The sequence below is a fragment of the Rheinheimera gaetbuli genome, from assembly GCF_054781935.1.
Window position 1 is genome coordinate 46,950 of the sequence record NZ_BAAGTL010000016.1, and the last position, 13,648, is coordinate 60,597.

A 13,648-nucleotide genomic window follows, 5' to 3' on the forward strand; every position below is an offset into this window, starting at 1 on the left:
ATGAGTAATCTGATTGCCAGTCAGAAAGTCATGCAACACTACCTTGCCGCTTTACTAACCGAAGAAGAGCCGCAGCAGCAGGTTGCGCTGCAACAGCAAAAACAGCAACTGAATGAATTGTTGGCGCAAGCTGTAATGACAACAACTGAGCCTGTAACCAAGGCAAATGCAGCTACTAATGTCAGCAGTAAGCTAACAACGGCAGCACAAACAGAACAGGCCTTGGCTGGGTTAAAACAAAAATTTGCTCAGGCAGAGCAGACTATGCAACTAGCGCAACGTGACGTGCCTGTAGCGCAGCGGCTTGCAGTAGAAACGCCTGCAGCGGTTGCAACGCCTGTTCCAGTATCACAGCAAGCGACAAAGGACTACCGTCAGGGCCGGTTTCAGGCATTGTTTTTTGACGTCGCAGGCTTAAAAGTAGCAGTACCTTTGAAAGAACTGGGTGGCATTCACCAGATGGCTGCGGTAAACAGTTTGTTTGGCAAACCAGAGTGGTTTAAGGGTGTTATGCTGTATCGTGAGCAGAAAATTAATACTGTTGATACTGCGCGCTGGGTTATGCCGGAAAAATATGATCAAACTTTACAGCAAAAGCTAAACTATCAATATGTTATTATGCTGGGTAACAGCAATTGGGGTTTATGTTGTGAAGCGCTGATTAACACCTTTACGCTTGAGCAGGACGACGTTAAATGGCGTGAAGCTGAAGGTAAGCGGCCCTGGATGGCCGGACTGATTAAAAAACATATGTGTGTGCTGGTAGATGTAGACGCTATGATAGATTTATTAAACCGTGGTTTGGATATTACTGCCTGACCAGACAAGGTATTGTAACAGGAGCTGTGCATGAGCAATTTAACCAAGCAGTCTGTCAATAAAAACGAAGCAGCTGATATTGTCCTGCAATGGGTAACGTTTAAACTGCAGGAAGAAACTTACGGCATTAATGTAATGCAGGTGCAGGAAGTGCTGCGCTACACCGAAATAGCTCCGGTGCCTGGTTCGCCAGATTATGTCACAGGTATTATCAACCTGCGTGGTAACGTAGTTACCGTAATCGACACTCGTTCACGCTTTGGGTTAGCACCGGGCGACGTGACTGACAACAGCCGGATTGTGATAATTGAGGCCGAGAAACAGGTGCTTGGTATCATGGTCGATAGCGTTGCAGAAGTGGTTTACCTTAAAGGCTCGGAAATTGATACTGCGCCAAATGTGGGCACTGATGAAAGCGCGCGCTTTATTCAGGGCGTATCAAACCGCGATGGTGAGCTACTTATCCTGGTTGACTTGAATAAATTGCTCAGTGACGAAGAGTGGGAAGAAATCCGGTCTATCTGATATGACACTATGGCTAAGTATAGTGATACAGGCAGGATTACTGGCGCTGGGTCTTATCCTGCTTATGTGCTGGGTGAACCGGCGTCTGGGCCAGAACAACACGCATACCGAGCTTGAGCACAGGCTTGAATATGCCGTGCGGCAATGGCAGCAAAGTCAGCTTGAGGTTGAAGAGCTAAGAGCAGGCATTATTGGTGTGGGCCAGCGCGTATTGCAGCTCGAGACCACTTTAAAGCAGTTTAGCAATCAAACGGAGCAGCAGCTTGTTGCACTTACAGAACAACAACAAGCTATAGCGCTCACTGATCCCGAGTCTAAAATATACAGCCGTGCAATGAAAATGGTGCAACTTGGCGCTGATCTTGAAGAGATCATGCGTGAATGTGAATTGCCGCGGGCAGAAGCAGAATTACTCTATAACTTACACCAAGCCAAACAATAGCGCTGATTTTCAAGGGGGCAGAGCACTTGCTTAAATCTTCAAGTGCTCTGCCCCCTTGAAAATAGCTTAGCTCTTAATATCGATACGCTGGTGAATATTGTGCCAGTTCTCCGGAAACTTCCCCTGCAACACATAAGAGAATGCAATAAGCTCGGCAATAACCACATACAGCTGTTGTGGTATTTGCTCGCCAAGTTGTAGTTGATTTAGCAATTTGCTCAATTCGTCATCCTGATGGATCAATACGCCGTGCTCTTTTGCTAAAGCAACAATTTCGTCGGCCAGGTCACCATGGCCTTTGGCGGTTACCGTGGGAGCGTTTTTGCCTTCGTACTGTAATGCGGTAGCGGTTTTGGATTTTTTGTTTGTCATAAATCAGGCCTTGATTGCCAGCAAGCTGTTCGCTCTGGGAACGAGTGTGTCTGGGATCTTCCCCAGAACGCATTCTGCGTGTTCAACCTTGATACCTTGCATAATACAGCGATCTTTGAGGATGGGTAAAAAACGTTCAGCTTGCTGTTTGGCAGCAAGTTGTTCGGTATAAAACTGTAGCTTCAGCTGTTGCTCAGTCAGCTTGGCCACTACCAGCATGCTGCCGTATTGTTGTAAATCAAACCGCATCGTTAGCTGCCACAAATTACGTTTTTCATTCGGCTGCTTACCGTCTGCTTCACGTTGTTCAAGCATCAGTTGGCAAAACTGAGATTGCTGCCCTTGTTGTAAGGGTAGTTGCAAAATTAGCTGTTGGTTATTGCTGGTGTCCAGTGTTGCCAACTGACTTTGTTGCAATGTACTACTATGACTTGCCAGCTGCCGAAGTGCTGTGCCTGCCTGGGCTTGATCAAGTTGGCTGATAACACGCGCTATTTGCGGTGTTACCTGCGCCGTTGTTGCCGGTTTTTGCAGTAACTGGCCGAGCAATAACTGAATCGCCACGGCCAGTGTACCGCTGCTGGTCGTCGGCGCGGCGTTTTGCAGCGGTTGGAACGCCAGGGCGGCAATTAACTGCGGTTGCAGCTGTGATGGCGTTAGCACCTTGCTGCCATCAATTTGACTGCGACGCAGCAACTGAAATAATTGCTGCACCGGCTCGGGTAGCTCCGGTAAGCTGGCAAGCGTTGATGGTGTGGCTGGTAACAATGGCAAAAGCTGGCGCCACGCTTGTTGCAGTGCAGCTTGGTGTATGGCGGGCTCTGGTGTTTGGGTGCGAGGAAAAAGCGTGCTTGGGGTCTCAGTGCTGGCAGACGATGGTTGGCTGAGCTGCACCGGCCTGTTGAATTGCTCCGGGCTGGCAATAAATTTTAGGGTGGTTTTCGGACTGATTAACTGCAGCAGAGGTAGGGTATTTTTTGTCGCCGGCCAGTCTAGCTCTACACTCTGATTGGCAACTATTGCCGGCAATTTACTGTCGTTTGGCAACAGTGTCGCTATAGTCTGAGCTGGCAACTGTTGTTGATTAAACAGCCGCACTAACTGCTGTATTAGCGTATTTTGCGTTACCGCAGTTAACTGCAGAGGTGGTAACTGCGCCTGCGCCGATGTTGCTGCTTGCGGCGTTACGCCGAGCATCACGCTGCGTTTGTCAGTATTGTCAGGTAGTTGCAGTAGTAGTTGCACTGCAGATTTGCCGTTACTTAGCAAGGCTGATAATTGTTGCTGTTCTTTAGGTGTGAGTAGCACGCCTTGCATATTTGCAATTTGCAGGGTTAAACCCGCACGTTGTTTGAACAGCATGGCCGGAATCGTGAGGGTAGCGCTTGCGTTATCTGCTGTTGTAATTTGTGGCGACAGCACGTGCTGTAGTGCTATTAGCAGGATCTGCCGCAAAGCCTGCCCGTTCAGCTGCACCGAAACGGTTGGCGCGTTGTGCTGCAAAGTAAGCTGTATCTGGCTTTCAGCTGCAGGTTGTAACTGCAATAACACCTGAGTTGTCGCAGCGCCGGTTTGAGCCGGCCCGGACATGGCCAGTAATTGCTGTATTTGCGGCATAACACTGGCGGGCAGATTTAGCTGCAAGGCACCACCAGGCTGGGGTAGCTGTAAGCGCAAGTTGCCGTCGCTAAGTTGCTGCACTTGTGCCTGATAAATCTGAGCAACCAGTAGTTTTAAACTACCGGCGTCTGTTTTACTGTTCTGTGTTTGTACTAACAGTTTTTCCAGATTGATCTGGTTCATGTTTTTACCTGTTTTCTGCTGGTCTGAAGCCGGGCTGCATTCGTATTATGACGTCATTATGCTACTATGCGCGCAATTTTTACTGTTATGAGCCGAGGTCTGCGATTAAAGCTGCATTATTTCCTGTACCTAATGGTGAAACTGTATTGCGCGGCCACCAACTTACTTGTATCCGGCAGGATCGGGTGCTGTTTGAGCAGTTAGACCTTCACGTCACCGCCGGCGAGCTATTACAAATAGCAGGCAAGAATGGTGCCGGAAAAAGCTCGTTGTTACGTATTCTGGCGGGGTTAGCCCAACCTGAGGAAGGACAGCTTTTTTTTGGCCCGGCGCTGTTGCATCAGGTTGGCGCAGAATTCGCTGCTAACCTGTGCTATATCGGCCACCAAAGTGGCGTGCATGAGCAACTTACCGCACGAGAAAATATCCGCTTTTGGCATGCCGCCACGGAAGAGCGTCAGCCGCTGGATGATTATGCTTTATTAGGTCAGCTTGGTTTAGCCGGGCTTGAGGATATACCCTGTCGCATGTTATCTGCGGGGCAGCAACGGCGTGTGTCGTTAGCCAGGCTTTGGTTTACCCGGCGCCAGTTATGGATCCTGGACGAACCTTTTACCGCACTGGATCAAGCAGCAATTGTTATGTTACAGCAGCACTTTTTGACGCATCTGCAACAAGGTGGCGCCATAGTATTGACGACACACCAAAAGTTAACGCTGGTGTTTGAACAACTTATTAGTCTGGAGTTGGCGTACCGATGGTAACCTTAGGTTGTTTTATTCAGCGTGAATTGCGTCTTCTGGCACGGCAAAAAGCAGATTGGCTAAACCCGGTATTGTTTTTTGTCATTGTGTTAAGTCTATTTCCCCTTGGCGTAGGGCCAGAGCCGAACCTACTACAACTCATGGCGCCTGGTGTAGTTTGGATAGCTGCCTTGCTGAGCGTGTTACTGGCAGCTGAGCGCTTATTTAAGGATGACTACCGTAATGGCGTGATAGAACAACTGGTAGCTGCGCGGCAGCCACTACTTAGTTTTGTATTGGCCAAGCTTATCACTAATTGGCTTAGTACTGGTTTACCACTGGTATTATTGTCACCTGTGGTGGCGTTATTGCTGAATGTTGATAGTGCGGCTTTTGGCGCATTGGCCTTGACGTTGTTGCTGGGAACACCGCTACTAAGTTTACTTAGTGTACTTGGCGCAGCGCTAACGGTATCGGCCGATAAAGGCGGTATTTTACTAGCCTTGCTGATTTTGCCACTGTATATTCCGCTTTTAATTTTTGCCAGTGCTGCGGTTGAAGCCGCCAGTATGGCGATGCCGTATCAGGGGCAGCTGGCTATTATGCTGGCTATGTTGTTATTTGCGTTAGCGCTGGTGCCAATAGCGGTACAAAGTGCTTTAAAACTGAATGTGAGCTGATATGTTTAAATGGTTACATCCGTTAGCTAAACCTGAAACTCTGTATCATTTTTGCCGTGTTTGTTATCCATGGCTGATGATAACAGCCCTAACGTTACTGGCGCTGGGTAATATTTGGGGCCTGGCCTTTACGCCCCCGGATTATCAGCAGGGCGACAGCTACCGTATTATTCATATTCATGTTCCGTCAGCCATTATGTCTATGGCAACTTACGCAGCTATGGCAATAGCGGCTTTTACCGCTCTGGTGTGGCAGATAAAAACTGCACAGTGGGCAGCTTTGGCACTGGCACCTATTGGCGCTGTGTATACCGCTATCGCTCTGCTAACCGGTATGGCCTGGGGTAAACCAATGTGGGGTACCTGGTGGGTTTGGGATGCCCGTTTAACGTCAGAACTTATTTTGCTGTTTCTTTACCTGGGCGTGATTGCCCTAAGTGGTGCTTTTTCGGACCGGCAAACCGGCGCCAAGGCGGCTAGTTTGCTGGCAGTAGTGGGAGTTATCAATCTTCCCATTATTCATTTTTCTGTTGAATGGTGGAACACTTTGCATCAGGGCGCGTCTATAACCAAGTTTGGCAAACCTTCAATAGATCCCAGTATGCTGTGGCCATTGTTGATCAGCATCTTGGCATTTAAAGTGCTAATGCTGGCCTTGCTATGCTTGCGCTTGCGCACAGCCATTCTGGTAAACGAACAACACAGACCCTGGGTTAAAGCACTGGCAGGAGAACAGTAAATGTATTTTCAGTCCTGGAATGATTTTTGGGCGATGGGCGGTTATGGCTTGTTTGTCTGGCTGTCTTTTGGTTTAACCTATCTGCTGCTGGTCGGTTTAATAAGTTACAGCCATTATCAGCAGCGTGCTTTTAAGCGGCAGTTGGCTCAGCGCCTGGCTCGTGAGCAACGTATCAAGCAGTATCAGGAGTAGTCACAGTAATGCTATCAAGACGTCAGAAGCGTTTATCCGCCGTAGTGTTGGTGCTCGCCTTGCTAGGCGGGGCAGTCGCTGCCATGTTGTTTGCACTACAGCAAAACATAGACTTGTTTTACACGCCGTCTCAGTTGGTCGATGGCTTGGGTAAAGATAAAATAAAACCACTGGTTGGCCAGCGCTTGCGCATTGGCGGTATGGTTGTAGAGGGGTCCGTCAAGCGTGATCCCAATTCATTAAGAGTCAGTTTTGATCTGGTCGACACCGGGCCGGTTGTTACTGTTACCTTCAATGGTATCTTGCCGGATTTGTTCCGTGAAGGTCAGGGTATCGTAGCACAGGGTACTTTAATAGACCCTGTTACCATCGCCGCTACTGAAGTGTTAGCTAAACATGACGAAGAGTACATGCCGCCAGAAGTGGCTGAAGCCTTAAAAGGTATACGTCATGTTCCGCCGTCACAGCAGCAACCTGTTGGCGGAGGTTACTAATGATTGTTGAAGCTGGTCAGCTTGCGCTGACATTTGCCTTTGCGTTGTCTGTGTTGCTGGCTTTGGTGCCATTGTACGGTAGTTTTCGTGCCGATGAGCCCATGCTGCTAATGGCAAAACCGTTGGCTATTGCGCAGTTTTTTACCTGTCTGCTGGCAATGCTGGCATTAATTTATGCGTTTCTTAACAGTGACTTTACTGTCATTAATGTGGCGCAAAACTCCAGCTCAATCTTGCCTTGGTATTATCAAATTACCGCTAGTTTTGGCTCGCATGAAGGGTCAATGCTGCTTTGGGTATTAATGTTGGCAGGCTGGACGGCCTTGGTAGCGGTATTCTCAAAAGCCTTACCTTTGCTACTGCAAGGCCGTATTCTGGCAATACTGGGCCTGATAAATGCCGGTTTTATTGCATTCTCATTATTTATGTCTAATCCATTCGAGCGCAGTTTGCCGTTTTTTCCGGTAGAGGGGCGAGATCTTAACCCATTGTTGCAAGATTTTGGCATGATACTGCATCCACCTACGCTTTATATGGGCTATGTTGGTTTTGCTGTGGCATTTGCTTTTGCGATAGCGGCACTAATGAGCGGGCGCTTCGACAGCGTTTGGGCACGTTGGGTGCGGCCGTGGGCACTGTCTGCCTGGCTGTTTCTTACCCTGGGGATTATGCTGGGCAGCTGGTGGGCTTATAAAGAACTAGGTTGGGGCGGCTGGTGGTTTTGGGACCCGGTAGAAAACGCGTCCTTCATGCCATGGCTGGCCGGTACAGCATTAATACATAGCCTGGCGGTGACAGAAAAACGCGGTACTTTTAAATCCTGGACCGTGCTTTTAGCACTGGCGGCATTTGCGCTTAGCTTGGTGGGTGCATTTTTAGTTCGCTCAGGTGTGCTGGTTTCAGTACATTCTTTTGCTACTGATCCTGGTAGGGGTTTGTACTTATTGGTGTTTTTATTGCTGGTTATTGGCGGATCGCTACTGTTATATGCAAGTAGAATGCACGCTGTGCGATCTCAGGCTCGCTATAAGCTGTTTTCCCGCGAGATGCTGTTGTGGAGCAACAATATATTCTTGCTTACTGCCTGTTTTATCGTATTTCTTGGCACGCTGTTCCCTCTTTTTCACAAAGAGTTGGGGCTGGGAACCGTATCGATTGGCGCGCCGTTTTTTGACCAGATGTTTTATTACCTGACTATCCCTTTTGCCCTGTTGCTCGGTTTGGGCCCCTGGGTGCGCTGGAAACAACAACAAATAATACCGCTGTTATCTCCATTGGCACTGGTTGCAGTTGCATCTTTGGTGCTGGCACTGGGCGTAATGGTTACCATGCAAAGCATACAGGCTAATTTAGCCCTGATGGGGTTACTACTTGGTGCCTGGGTCGGCATGTCAGCGCTGGCCGAAGTGATGCAACGCGCGCGGCAGTTTGGCAACGTAAAACAAGGGCTTTTCAAGCTCAACGCCAGCCACTATGGTATGACAATTGCGCATATTGGTTTTGCAGTACTGGTGATTGGGGTGGCCATGACCAGAACTTATACCGAAGAGCGTGACGTGCGTATGCAGCCTGGTGATACGGTGGAGTTAGCGGGCTATCAGTTTACGCTTACCGAAGTTTATCAGTTGAATGGGCCAAATTATGGCGGTCATGCCGCTGAACTGGATGTGCGCAAAGATGGCCGTTATGTTACCCACTTGCATGCAGAGAAGCGTTTTTACCGAATTCAGAGCACTATTATGACTGAGGCGGCAGTACATGCCCGTTTAAGCCGCGATCTGTATGTTTCTCTTGGTGAAGAGCTGCCAGACAACGCCTGGGCGTTACGTGTACAGGTAAAGCCTTTTGTGCGCTGGATATGGTTAGGTGGCTTGTTAATGACAATAGGAGCAACGATATCGCTGGCCGACAAACGCTACCGGCGTAAATCCGTAGCGCAGACAACGCAAGCCGAGGTGGAGCATGCGTAAACTAATGTTTTATATGCCTCTGGTTTCGTTCTTGCTGTTGGCGTTGTTTTTGCTAAGCGGTTTGTTTTCTGATCCGCGTGAGCGTGATTCAGCAGTACTTAACAAACCGTTGCCAGTATTTGCTCTGGCTGACTTAATGCAGCCGCAGCAAATCTGGACACCGGAAAAGTTAGCCGGAGAAGCTTTTTTGTTGAATGTTTGGGGTACCTGGTGCCCCACCTGTAATGCAGAGCTGGCTTATCTGACTGATTTACGTGCACAAGGCGTTAAAATTGTCGGTTTATATTACGAGCTACCGCGTGATCCGGCTTTTGACGCGCCTTTTGATCTTGAAGCCCTGCAAAAGGACGTAAGCCAAAAGCTAGCGCAACAAGGCAATCCGTATCAGTTTAACATTCTTGATTTGCAGCGCACTTTGTCAATGGATTTAGGCGTTAGCGGCGCACCCGAGACCTTTGTTGTTGACGCCAACGGCATCGTGCGGGCGCACCATATCGGTGATATTAATCCGATGGTTTGGCAGAGTAAGCTGGCGGCTATTTACCAGCAATGGAGTACACCATGAGAGCCGTGATTGCTGCCTTAATGTTATTTGTAGCGCCGTTGATGGCGCAAGAGCTACTTGAGTTTAGCTCGGAGGCTGAACGGAAATTGTTTTTACAGCTAACGGCCGAGCTGCGTTGCCCACAGTGTCAGAATCAGAATATCGCTGACTCTAATGCAATAGTCGCGGTAGATATGCGGCAAAAAACCTATCAGTTGGTGCGTGATGGTCAGGATCGCCAGCAGGTACTGGATTATATGATTAACCGCTACGGTAATTTTGTTCATTATCAGCCACCGCTAAATCGTTACACCATTTGGTTGTGGTTAACACCGCTATTATTGCTGCTGTTTTTGTTGGGTGTTGGCTTGTATCGCCGCGCTGCACAGCAGCGCAATAGTATTGCAGACTCTGATGTCGGCACCGACGATGCCGAGCTGGACAAGCTGATAGCACGTTACCGGAGTAAAAAATCATGATGGGGCAGTTAGTTCTTAGTGTGCTGCTAATACTGTTAGTAACCGCAGTGTGTTTATTTTGGCCAAGACGAGCTGCGCCACAAAGTGCGCAAACGGCACTGCAATTATTTGAAGAGCGGCTGCAACTGCTAGCACTAGCACGTGACAGCGGTGAGCTGGCCGAGCAGGATTTTGACAGCGCTGCGGCAGAGTTAAAAAGTCAGTTTGTACTTAAGCCGCAACAGCAAGCGGTTACTGGCAGGCTAAGCTGGCGTTTACCGCTCGCACTGTTAATTGCGACCTTGGTTATGGTTGTCGTTATTTATGCCAGCAATGGTCACTATCGGCAGTTGGCAGAGTGGCAATACGCGCAACAAAACCTGCAAAGTTTTGGTGAACGTGCGTTGTTAGGTCAGGGTGAGCCGCTGTCAGAGCAACAAGTTAACTTATTTGCATTGGCATTGCGCACCAAACTGGCGCAGGATGGTGATGATGCTGTCGCCTGGATGCTGCTTGGCCGCATTCGCATGTCGCAAGGCGCCATGGAAGAGGCTGTAGCGGCATTTGAGCGCGCTTTGCTTATGACACCAGAGCGCACTGCCTTACTGCTAAGCTACAGCCAGGCATTGATAGTGCTGGGTGATGAGCAAAGCCTTGCCAGTGCTGCACGTGCTGTCGCACGCGTGCTAACGAAAGAGCCGGATAATTCTGATGCTCTGTCGCTTATGGCGCTTATTGCTTATGAACGCGGCGACCTGGCCGAGGCAACAACCGCCTGGCAAATGTTGTTACAACAACTGCCACAGGACGATCCCCGTTACGCCGCCGTGCAACAACGTTTGCAGGAGATGGGGGAACAAATTTCACCTGTCGGGCGACAAATCAAAGTCAATTTATCCGTGGCGCCGCAGTTGCAGCAGGCTCACCCCGATGCAAGCTTGTTTTTGTTTGCCAGGGCTATTGATGGCGCAGCGTTACCGCTTGCTGTGCAGCGGATTGCTCTGCCGCAAGGGCAAGTCGAGCTGGTGCTGACCGAACAGATGGCAATGCAAAGTGGCTGGAGTCTGGCCAATGTTGAGCAGGTGCGGGTGGTTGCGCGAATGTCATTGGCAGGTACGGTGGAACAGCGCGCCGGAGATGTACAGGTAGAGTCTGAGATCCTGCAGTTTACTCAGCCGGTATTATCGGTATCTTTACAATTGGAACCCTGATATGCATCGTTATTTTTTATTAGTGCTTTCTCTGGTACTACTGGCATTGTTGTCCGGTTGTGCCAGCAAACCTGCACCCGAGCCAGCAACAGTCCGATATGTTGACACAAGGGACCCATTGGAAACCCTTAACCGGCCATTGTGGGATTTTAACTACGATATTCTTGATAAATACTTGCTGCGCCCTGCAACGGTCGGTTACATGACAGTGGTGCCTAAACCTGCCCGTAAAGGCCTGGTTAATGCGGTAAATAACCTGGGTGAGCCGGCCAGTTTTATTAATGCCAGCTTGCAGGCTAAACCATCAAGCGCCGCCATGAGTGCGGGCCGGTTTCTGGTAAACAGCACCTTGGGGATCTTTGGCTTATTTGATGTAGCCAGTAAAATTGGTTTGGCTGAGCGGCAGGAAGATTTTAACCAAACCATGGCGGTTTGGGGGCTGGGTCACGGTGCCTATCTAATGTTACCGGCCCTTGGGCCATCGACAGTGCGGGGTACCGCCGGTGGTGTGGTAGACAGTTTGTATTTTCCATTAGGCCTGCTTACCACACCGCTTACACTGACACGCGCTGCAATAAGCGCACTGGACGCACGTGAACAATTAATGTCGCTCGAACAGATGTTAGATGAGTCTCTTGATCCCTATGCTTTTATCAAAGAGTCTTATTTTCAGCGCGAACTGTTTAAAATTTACGATGGTAACCCGCCACAATCACAAGAGCCTGAGGTTGATGAAGATCTGCTGGAAGACTTGTTCAACGATCTGGATTAAACCGCTGCCGTTTTGCCACAGCCGGGCTCTGCCCGGCTAGCGTTTAAAGCCGATACGAAAACCACCCCAATGCCGGCCATTAACAAATACCGGCACTGACAAATCATGCAGTATCTCGCCGGTATCACGCTTGTAAGTTTGCAGTAACATCGTTTGTGTATGGCTACCGCAACGGCTGCCGGTGCGGTCATCAAAAATACGCTTAGTGCGGTTTTGCAGTAAGTCTTTAGCATAGTCACCGGTAAGTGGCTTGCTGAATTTTTTATTGTGGGTAGGAAAGTAACCTTTACGATCAACAGCGCCAGCATACAATACATTAGCATGACGGTTTAATATTGGCTCTTGTACCGCAGGAAATACCTGATCAGTAAAGCTATCGTAGCCGGTATGGTATTTCGGCGGATTAGTACCGTTAATTTGCTGGTATTGTTCGGCAAACACCTTATCAGCACTGAGTTTACCGCTGCTAATGGCCTCTGCCAGCAGCTCGCCTATGGCAGAAGCCGCGGTGCAGGCTTCCTGTAGTATTGGTTGATAAAAACTGTGTTGGCTTAAGCTGTTTAGTTCGCGGTAAATGCTCTCAGTTTGTTCGGACAGCGTTACTGCCTGGCCGGCTACTGTATGGCCTTTCTGGCTGATGTTACCCAGCGCGCCGCTGATGTTGGCAACAGACTGCGCTAACTGCGTGCTGGTGTGCTGTAAGTCTGCACTTACACTCTGCAGCTGCTGCAGGGTTTGCGACGAGCTACCAATTTGCTGATTAATGTCGGTAAAACCTGACGTTACCTGAGCCAGTTCCTCTTGTACCTGTTCGCCGGCTTGTTGCAGCGCGGCCATACGTTCGGCCGTGTGCTGGCTTTGTGCTCTGATACTACCAAGCATGCCGGCAATATCCTGCGTAGCCGCAGCGGTTTTGCCTGCCAGCGCTCTTACTTCTTCTGCTACAACCGCAAAACCACGGCCTTGTTCGCCGGCCCGGGCCGCTTCAATAGCGGCGTTCAATGCCAGCAGGTTGGTTTGTTCAGCTACAGTGTTAATAACATCGGTAATACGCTGGATATCATCGCTGCTGCTGCGCAATTGTTGTAATGCAGTGGCATTGTCACGTACTGAGTTCACCAGCACACTGATATTGCCTACCGCAGTGTCCAGAAGCTGATCGGCCTGAGCCGATGCGCCGGCAGTTTGCTGTAAGTTGTTGCTAATTTGCTGCAACGATACTGTTAGCTGCTCTCCGGTAGCCGCTAATTGCTGGCTTACGCCACTGATGTTGCTGCTGTCGTCACGACTGTGCTGAATATCTTTGATTAAACCGTCAATATAAAATGATACCTCAGCGGCACCTATCGCCATTTTAGATGTCGCCTCGGTAATATTATCTGCCGTTTTGGCCAGTGTGTCAGCCTCCTGCGCGCGGTTATCTGCTACCTCCTTGCGTGGCCAGTTGGCGTAGGCAACAAAAACGGAACTGCCCGCCAGCAAAGCTGCAATAGCAGAGTTTAACAACAGGTAACAGCTAATTTGTAGCAGTATAAACAGCAAAAACGCCACAATAAATCGGGTTGAGGGCAGTGACATAGCAACTCCGCAAACTGTACATAACATAAAAGCAGTTTAGCAGTGTTCTGGCTTTTTTCATTGCTGTCAATGGCTTATTGGCGAGCTGCGACTAAAGTCGTAGGCTGGTGTCAGCGTTATTTTCGCCGTAGCCAATTATTGAGTAAAAACAAAAAATTGAAATAAATTAACCCCTTTTATTTTGCTCGGACGTCTGAATTTGTAACAGCTCATCAGCAGGAGAAAAACGATGCTACTAAATAACTGATCCTAACTCTGATACACCCGCTGTAAACCATGACCACCTCCTGGAAACGGAGCTGCGTT

The 13,648-nt window shown here is 49.2% G+C and carries 16 protein-coding genes; 13 read left to right on the forward strand and 3 right to left on the reverse strand.

The features are described 5' to 3' along the window. The 3 genes from ACYVIC_RS12925 to ACYVIC_RS12935 are packed head-to-tail and all read left to right on the forward strand — an operon-like array spanning position 1 to position 1,786. Positions 1–819, forward strand: coding sequence for a chemotaxis protein CheW (locus ACYVIC_RS12925; protein ID WP_460860550.1), 819 nt, complete (start codon positions 1–3; stop codon positions 817–819). 30 nt (positions 820–849) lie between these two features. Beyond that, entirely contained in the window at positions 850–1,344 is a 495-nt protein-coding gene (locus ACYVIC_RS12930; protein ID WP_460860551.1) for a chemotaxis protein CheW, read from the forward strand. Position 1,345: 1 nt separating this feature from the next. Further along, positions 1,346–1,786, forward strand: coding sequence for a DUF2802 domain-containing protein (locus ACYVIC_RS12935; RefSeq protein WP_460860553.1), 441 nt, complete (start codon positions 1,346–1,348; stop codon positions 1,784–1,786). A gap of 66 nt (positions 1,787–1,852) precedes the next feature. Here ACYVIC_RS12935 and ACYVIC_RS12940 read toward each other — a convergent pair whose 3' ends face one another. Beyond that, entirely contained in the window at positions 1,853–2,158 is a 306-nt protein-coding gene (locus ACYVIC_RS12940) for an EscU/YscU/HrcU family type III secretion system export apparatus switch protein (protein ID WP_460860554.1), read from the reverse strand. Between the two features lie 3 nt (positions 2,159–2,161). Beyond that, on the reverse strand, positions 2,162–3,961 hold the full coding sequence (fliK, locus tag ACYVIC_RS12945) for a flagellar hook-length control protein FliK (RefSeq protein WP_460860556.1): 1,800 nt from the start codon (positions 3,959–3,961) through the stop codon (positions 2,162–2,164). A gap of 47 nt (positions 3,962–4,008) precedes the next feature. Here fliK and ccmA point away from each other — a divergent pair, with 47 nt between their 5' ends. Genes ccmA through ACYVIC_RS12995 form a run of 10 tightly spaced genes read left to right on the forward strand, consistent with a single transcriptional unit; the run spans position 4,009 to position 11,764 of the window. Beyond that, positions 4,009–4,725 (forward strand): cytochrome c biogenesis heme-transporting ATPase CcmA, encoded by a 717-nt coding sequence (gene ccmA, locus ACYVIC_RS12950; protein WP_460860558.1) that lies wholly within the window; start codon positions 4,009–4,011, stop codon positions 4,723–4,725. After that, positions 4,719–5,384: a heme exporter protein CcmB gene (ccmB, locus tag ACYVIC_RS12955; protein WP_460860560.1), complete on the forward strand. Its 666-nt coding sequence runs from the start codon at positions 4,719–4,721 to the stop codon at positions 5,382–5,384. The genes ccmA and ccmB overlap by 7 nt, the downstream gene beginning before the upstream one ends. 1 nt (position 5,385) lies before the next feature. Further along, positions 5,386–6,123, forward strand: a complete 738-nt coding sequence (locus ACYVIC_RS12960; RefSeq protein ID WP_460860561.1) for a heme ABC transporter permease — start codon at positions 5,386–5,388, stop codon at positions 6,121–6,123. Next, positions 6,124–6,315, forward strand: coding sequence for a heme exporter protein CcmD (gene ccmD / locus ACYVIC_RS12965; protein ID WP_460860563.1), 192 nt, complete (start codon positions 6,124–6,126; stop codon positions 6,313–6,315). An 8-nt stretch (positions 6,316–6,323) separates the two neighbouring features. Continuing rightward, a complete protein-coding gene (gene ccmE / locus ACYVIC_RS12970; protein WP_460860564.1) occupies positions 6,324–6,809 on the forward strand; it encodes a cytochrome c maturation protein CcmE in 486 nt (161 codons plus the stop codon). After that, complete coding sequence (locus ACYVIC_RS12975; protein ID WP_460860566.1) at positions 6,809–8,779, forward strand: heme lyase CcmF/NrfE family subunit; 1,971 nt, start codon at positions 6,809–6,811, stop codon at positions 8,777–8,779. The genes ccmE and ACYVIC_RS12975 overlap by 1 nt, the downstream gene beginning before the upstream one ends. Continuing rightward, a complete protein-coding gene (locus ACYVIC_RS12980; protein ID WP_460860568.1) occupies positions 8,772–9,344 on the forward strand; it encodes a DsbE family thiol:disulfide interchange protein in 573 nt (190 codons plus the stop codon). The genes ACYVIC_RS12975 and ACYVIC_RS12980 overlap by 8 nt, the downstream gene beginning before the upstream one ends. After that, positions 9,341–9,802, forward strand: coding sequence for a cytochrome c-type biogenesis protein (locus ACYVIC_RS12985; RefSeq protein WP_460860569.1), 462 nt, complete (start codon positions 9,341–9,343; stop codon positions 9,800–9,802). The genes ACYVIC_RS12980 and ACYVIC_RS12985 overlap by 4 nt, the downstream gene beginning before the upstream one ends. Then, complete coding sequence (gene ccmI / locus ACYVIC_RS12990; protein ID WP_460860570.1) at positions 9,799–10,992, forward strand: c-type cytochrome biogenesis protein CcmI; 1,194 nt, start codon at positions 9,799–9,801, stop codon at positions 10,990–10,992. The genes ACYVIC_RS12985 and ccmI overlap by 4 nt, the downstream gene beginning before the upstream one ends. 1 nt (position 10,993) lies before the next feature. Then, positions 10,994–11,764: an MlaA family lipoprotein gene (locus tag ACYVIC_RS12995; RefSeq protein ID WP_460860572.1), complete on the forward strand. Its 771-nt coding sequence runs from the start codon at positions 10,994–10,996 to the stop codon at positions 11,762–11,764. Between the two features lie 36 nt (positions 11,765–11,800). Here ACYVIC_RS12995 and ACYVIC_RS13000 read toward each other — a convergent pair whose 3' ends face one another. After that, complete coding sequence (locus tag ACYVIC_RS13000; RefSeq protein ID WP_460860574.1) at positions 11,801–13,342, reverse strand: methyl-accepting chemotaxis protein; 1,542 nt, start codon at positions 13,340–13,342, stop codon at positions 11,801–11,803. Positions 13,343–13,648: the final 306 nt, after the last annotated feature.

What these genes read in the sequence shown, in the direction of transcription:
- ACYVIC_RS12935 (WP_460860553.1), top strand. Translation starts at nt 1,346, where the DNA reads ATGACACTATGGCTAAGTATAGTGATACAGGCAGGATTACTGGCGCTG.
- ccmA (WP_460860558.1), top strand. Translation starts at nt 4,009, where the DNA reads ATGACGTCATTATGCTACTATGCGCGCAATTTTTACTGTTATGAGCCG.
- ACYVIC_RS13000 (WP_460860574.1), bottom strand. Translation starts at nt 13,342, where the DNA reads ATGTCACTGCCCTCAACCCGATTTATTGTGGCGTTTTTGCTGTTTATA.
- ACYVIC_RS12995 (WP_460860572.1), top strand. Translation starts at nt 10,994, where the DNA reads ATGCATCGTTATTTTTTATTAGTGCTTTCTCTGGTACTACTGGCATTG.
- ACYVIC_RS12975 (WP_460860566.1), top strand. Translation starts at nt 6,809, where the DNA reads ATGATTGTTGAAGCTGGTCAGCTTGCGCTGACATTTGCCTTTGCGTTG.
- ACYVIC_RS12985 (WP_460860569.1), top strand. Translation starts at nt 9,341, where the DNA reads ATGAGAGCCGTGATTGCTGCCTTAATGTTATTTGTAGCGCCGTTGATG.
- ACYVIC_RS12960 (WP_460860561.1), top strand. Translation starts at nt 5,386, where the DNA reads ATGTTTAAATGGTTACATCCGTTAGCTAAACCTGAAACTCTGTATCAT.
- ACYVIC_RS12980 (WP_460860568.1), top strand. Translation starts at nt 8,772, where the DNA reads ATGCGTAAACTAATGTTTTATATGCCTCTGGTTTCGTTCTTGCTGTTG.
- fliK (WP_460860556.1), bottom strand. Translation starts at nt 3,961, where the DNA reads ATGAACCAGATCAATCTGGAAAAACTGTTAGTACAAACACAGAACAGT.
- ccmE (WP_460860564.1), top strand. Translation starts at nt 6,324, where the DNA reads ATGCTATCAAGACGTCAGAAGCGTTTATCCGCCGTAGTGTTGGTGCTC.
- ACYVIC_RS12925 (WP_460860550.1), top strand. Translation starts at nt 1, where the DNA reads ATGAGTAATCTGATTGCCAGTCAGAAAGTCATGCAACACTACCTTGCC.
- ACYVIC_RS12940 (WP_460860554.1), bottom strand. Translation starts at nt 2,158, where the DNA reads ATGACAAACAAAAAATCCAAAACCGCTACCGCATTACAGTACGAAGGC.
- ACYVIC_RS12930 (WP_460860551.1), top strand. Translation starts at nt 850, where the DNA reads ATGAGCAATTTAACCAAGCAGTCTGTCAATAAAAACGAAGCAGCTGAT.
- ccmB (WP_460860560.1), top strand. Translation starts at nt 4,719, where the DNA reads ATGGTAACCTTAGGTTGTTTTATTCAGCGTGAATTGCGTCTTCTGGCA.
- ccmD (WP_460860563.1), top strand. Translation starts at nt 6,124, where the DNA reads ATGTATTTTCAGTCCTGGAATGATTTTTGGGCGATGGGCGGTTATGGC.
- ccmI (WP_460860570.1), top strand. Translation starts at nt 9,799, where the DNA reads ATGATGGGGCAGTTAGTTCTTAGTGTGCTGCTAATACTGTTAGTAACC.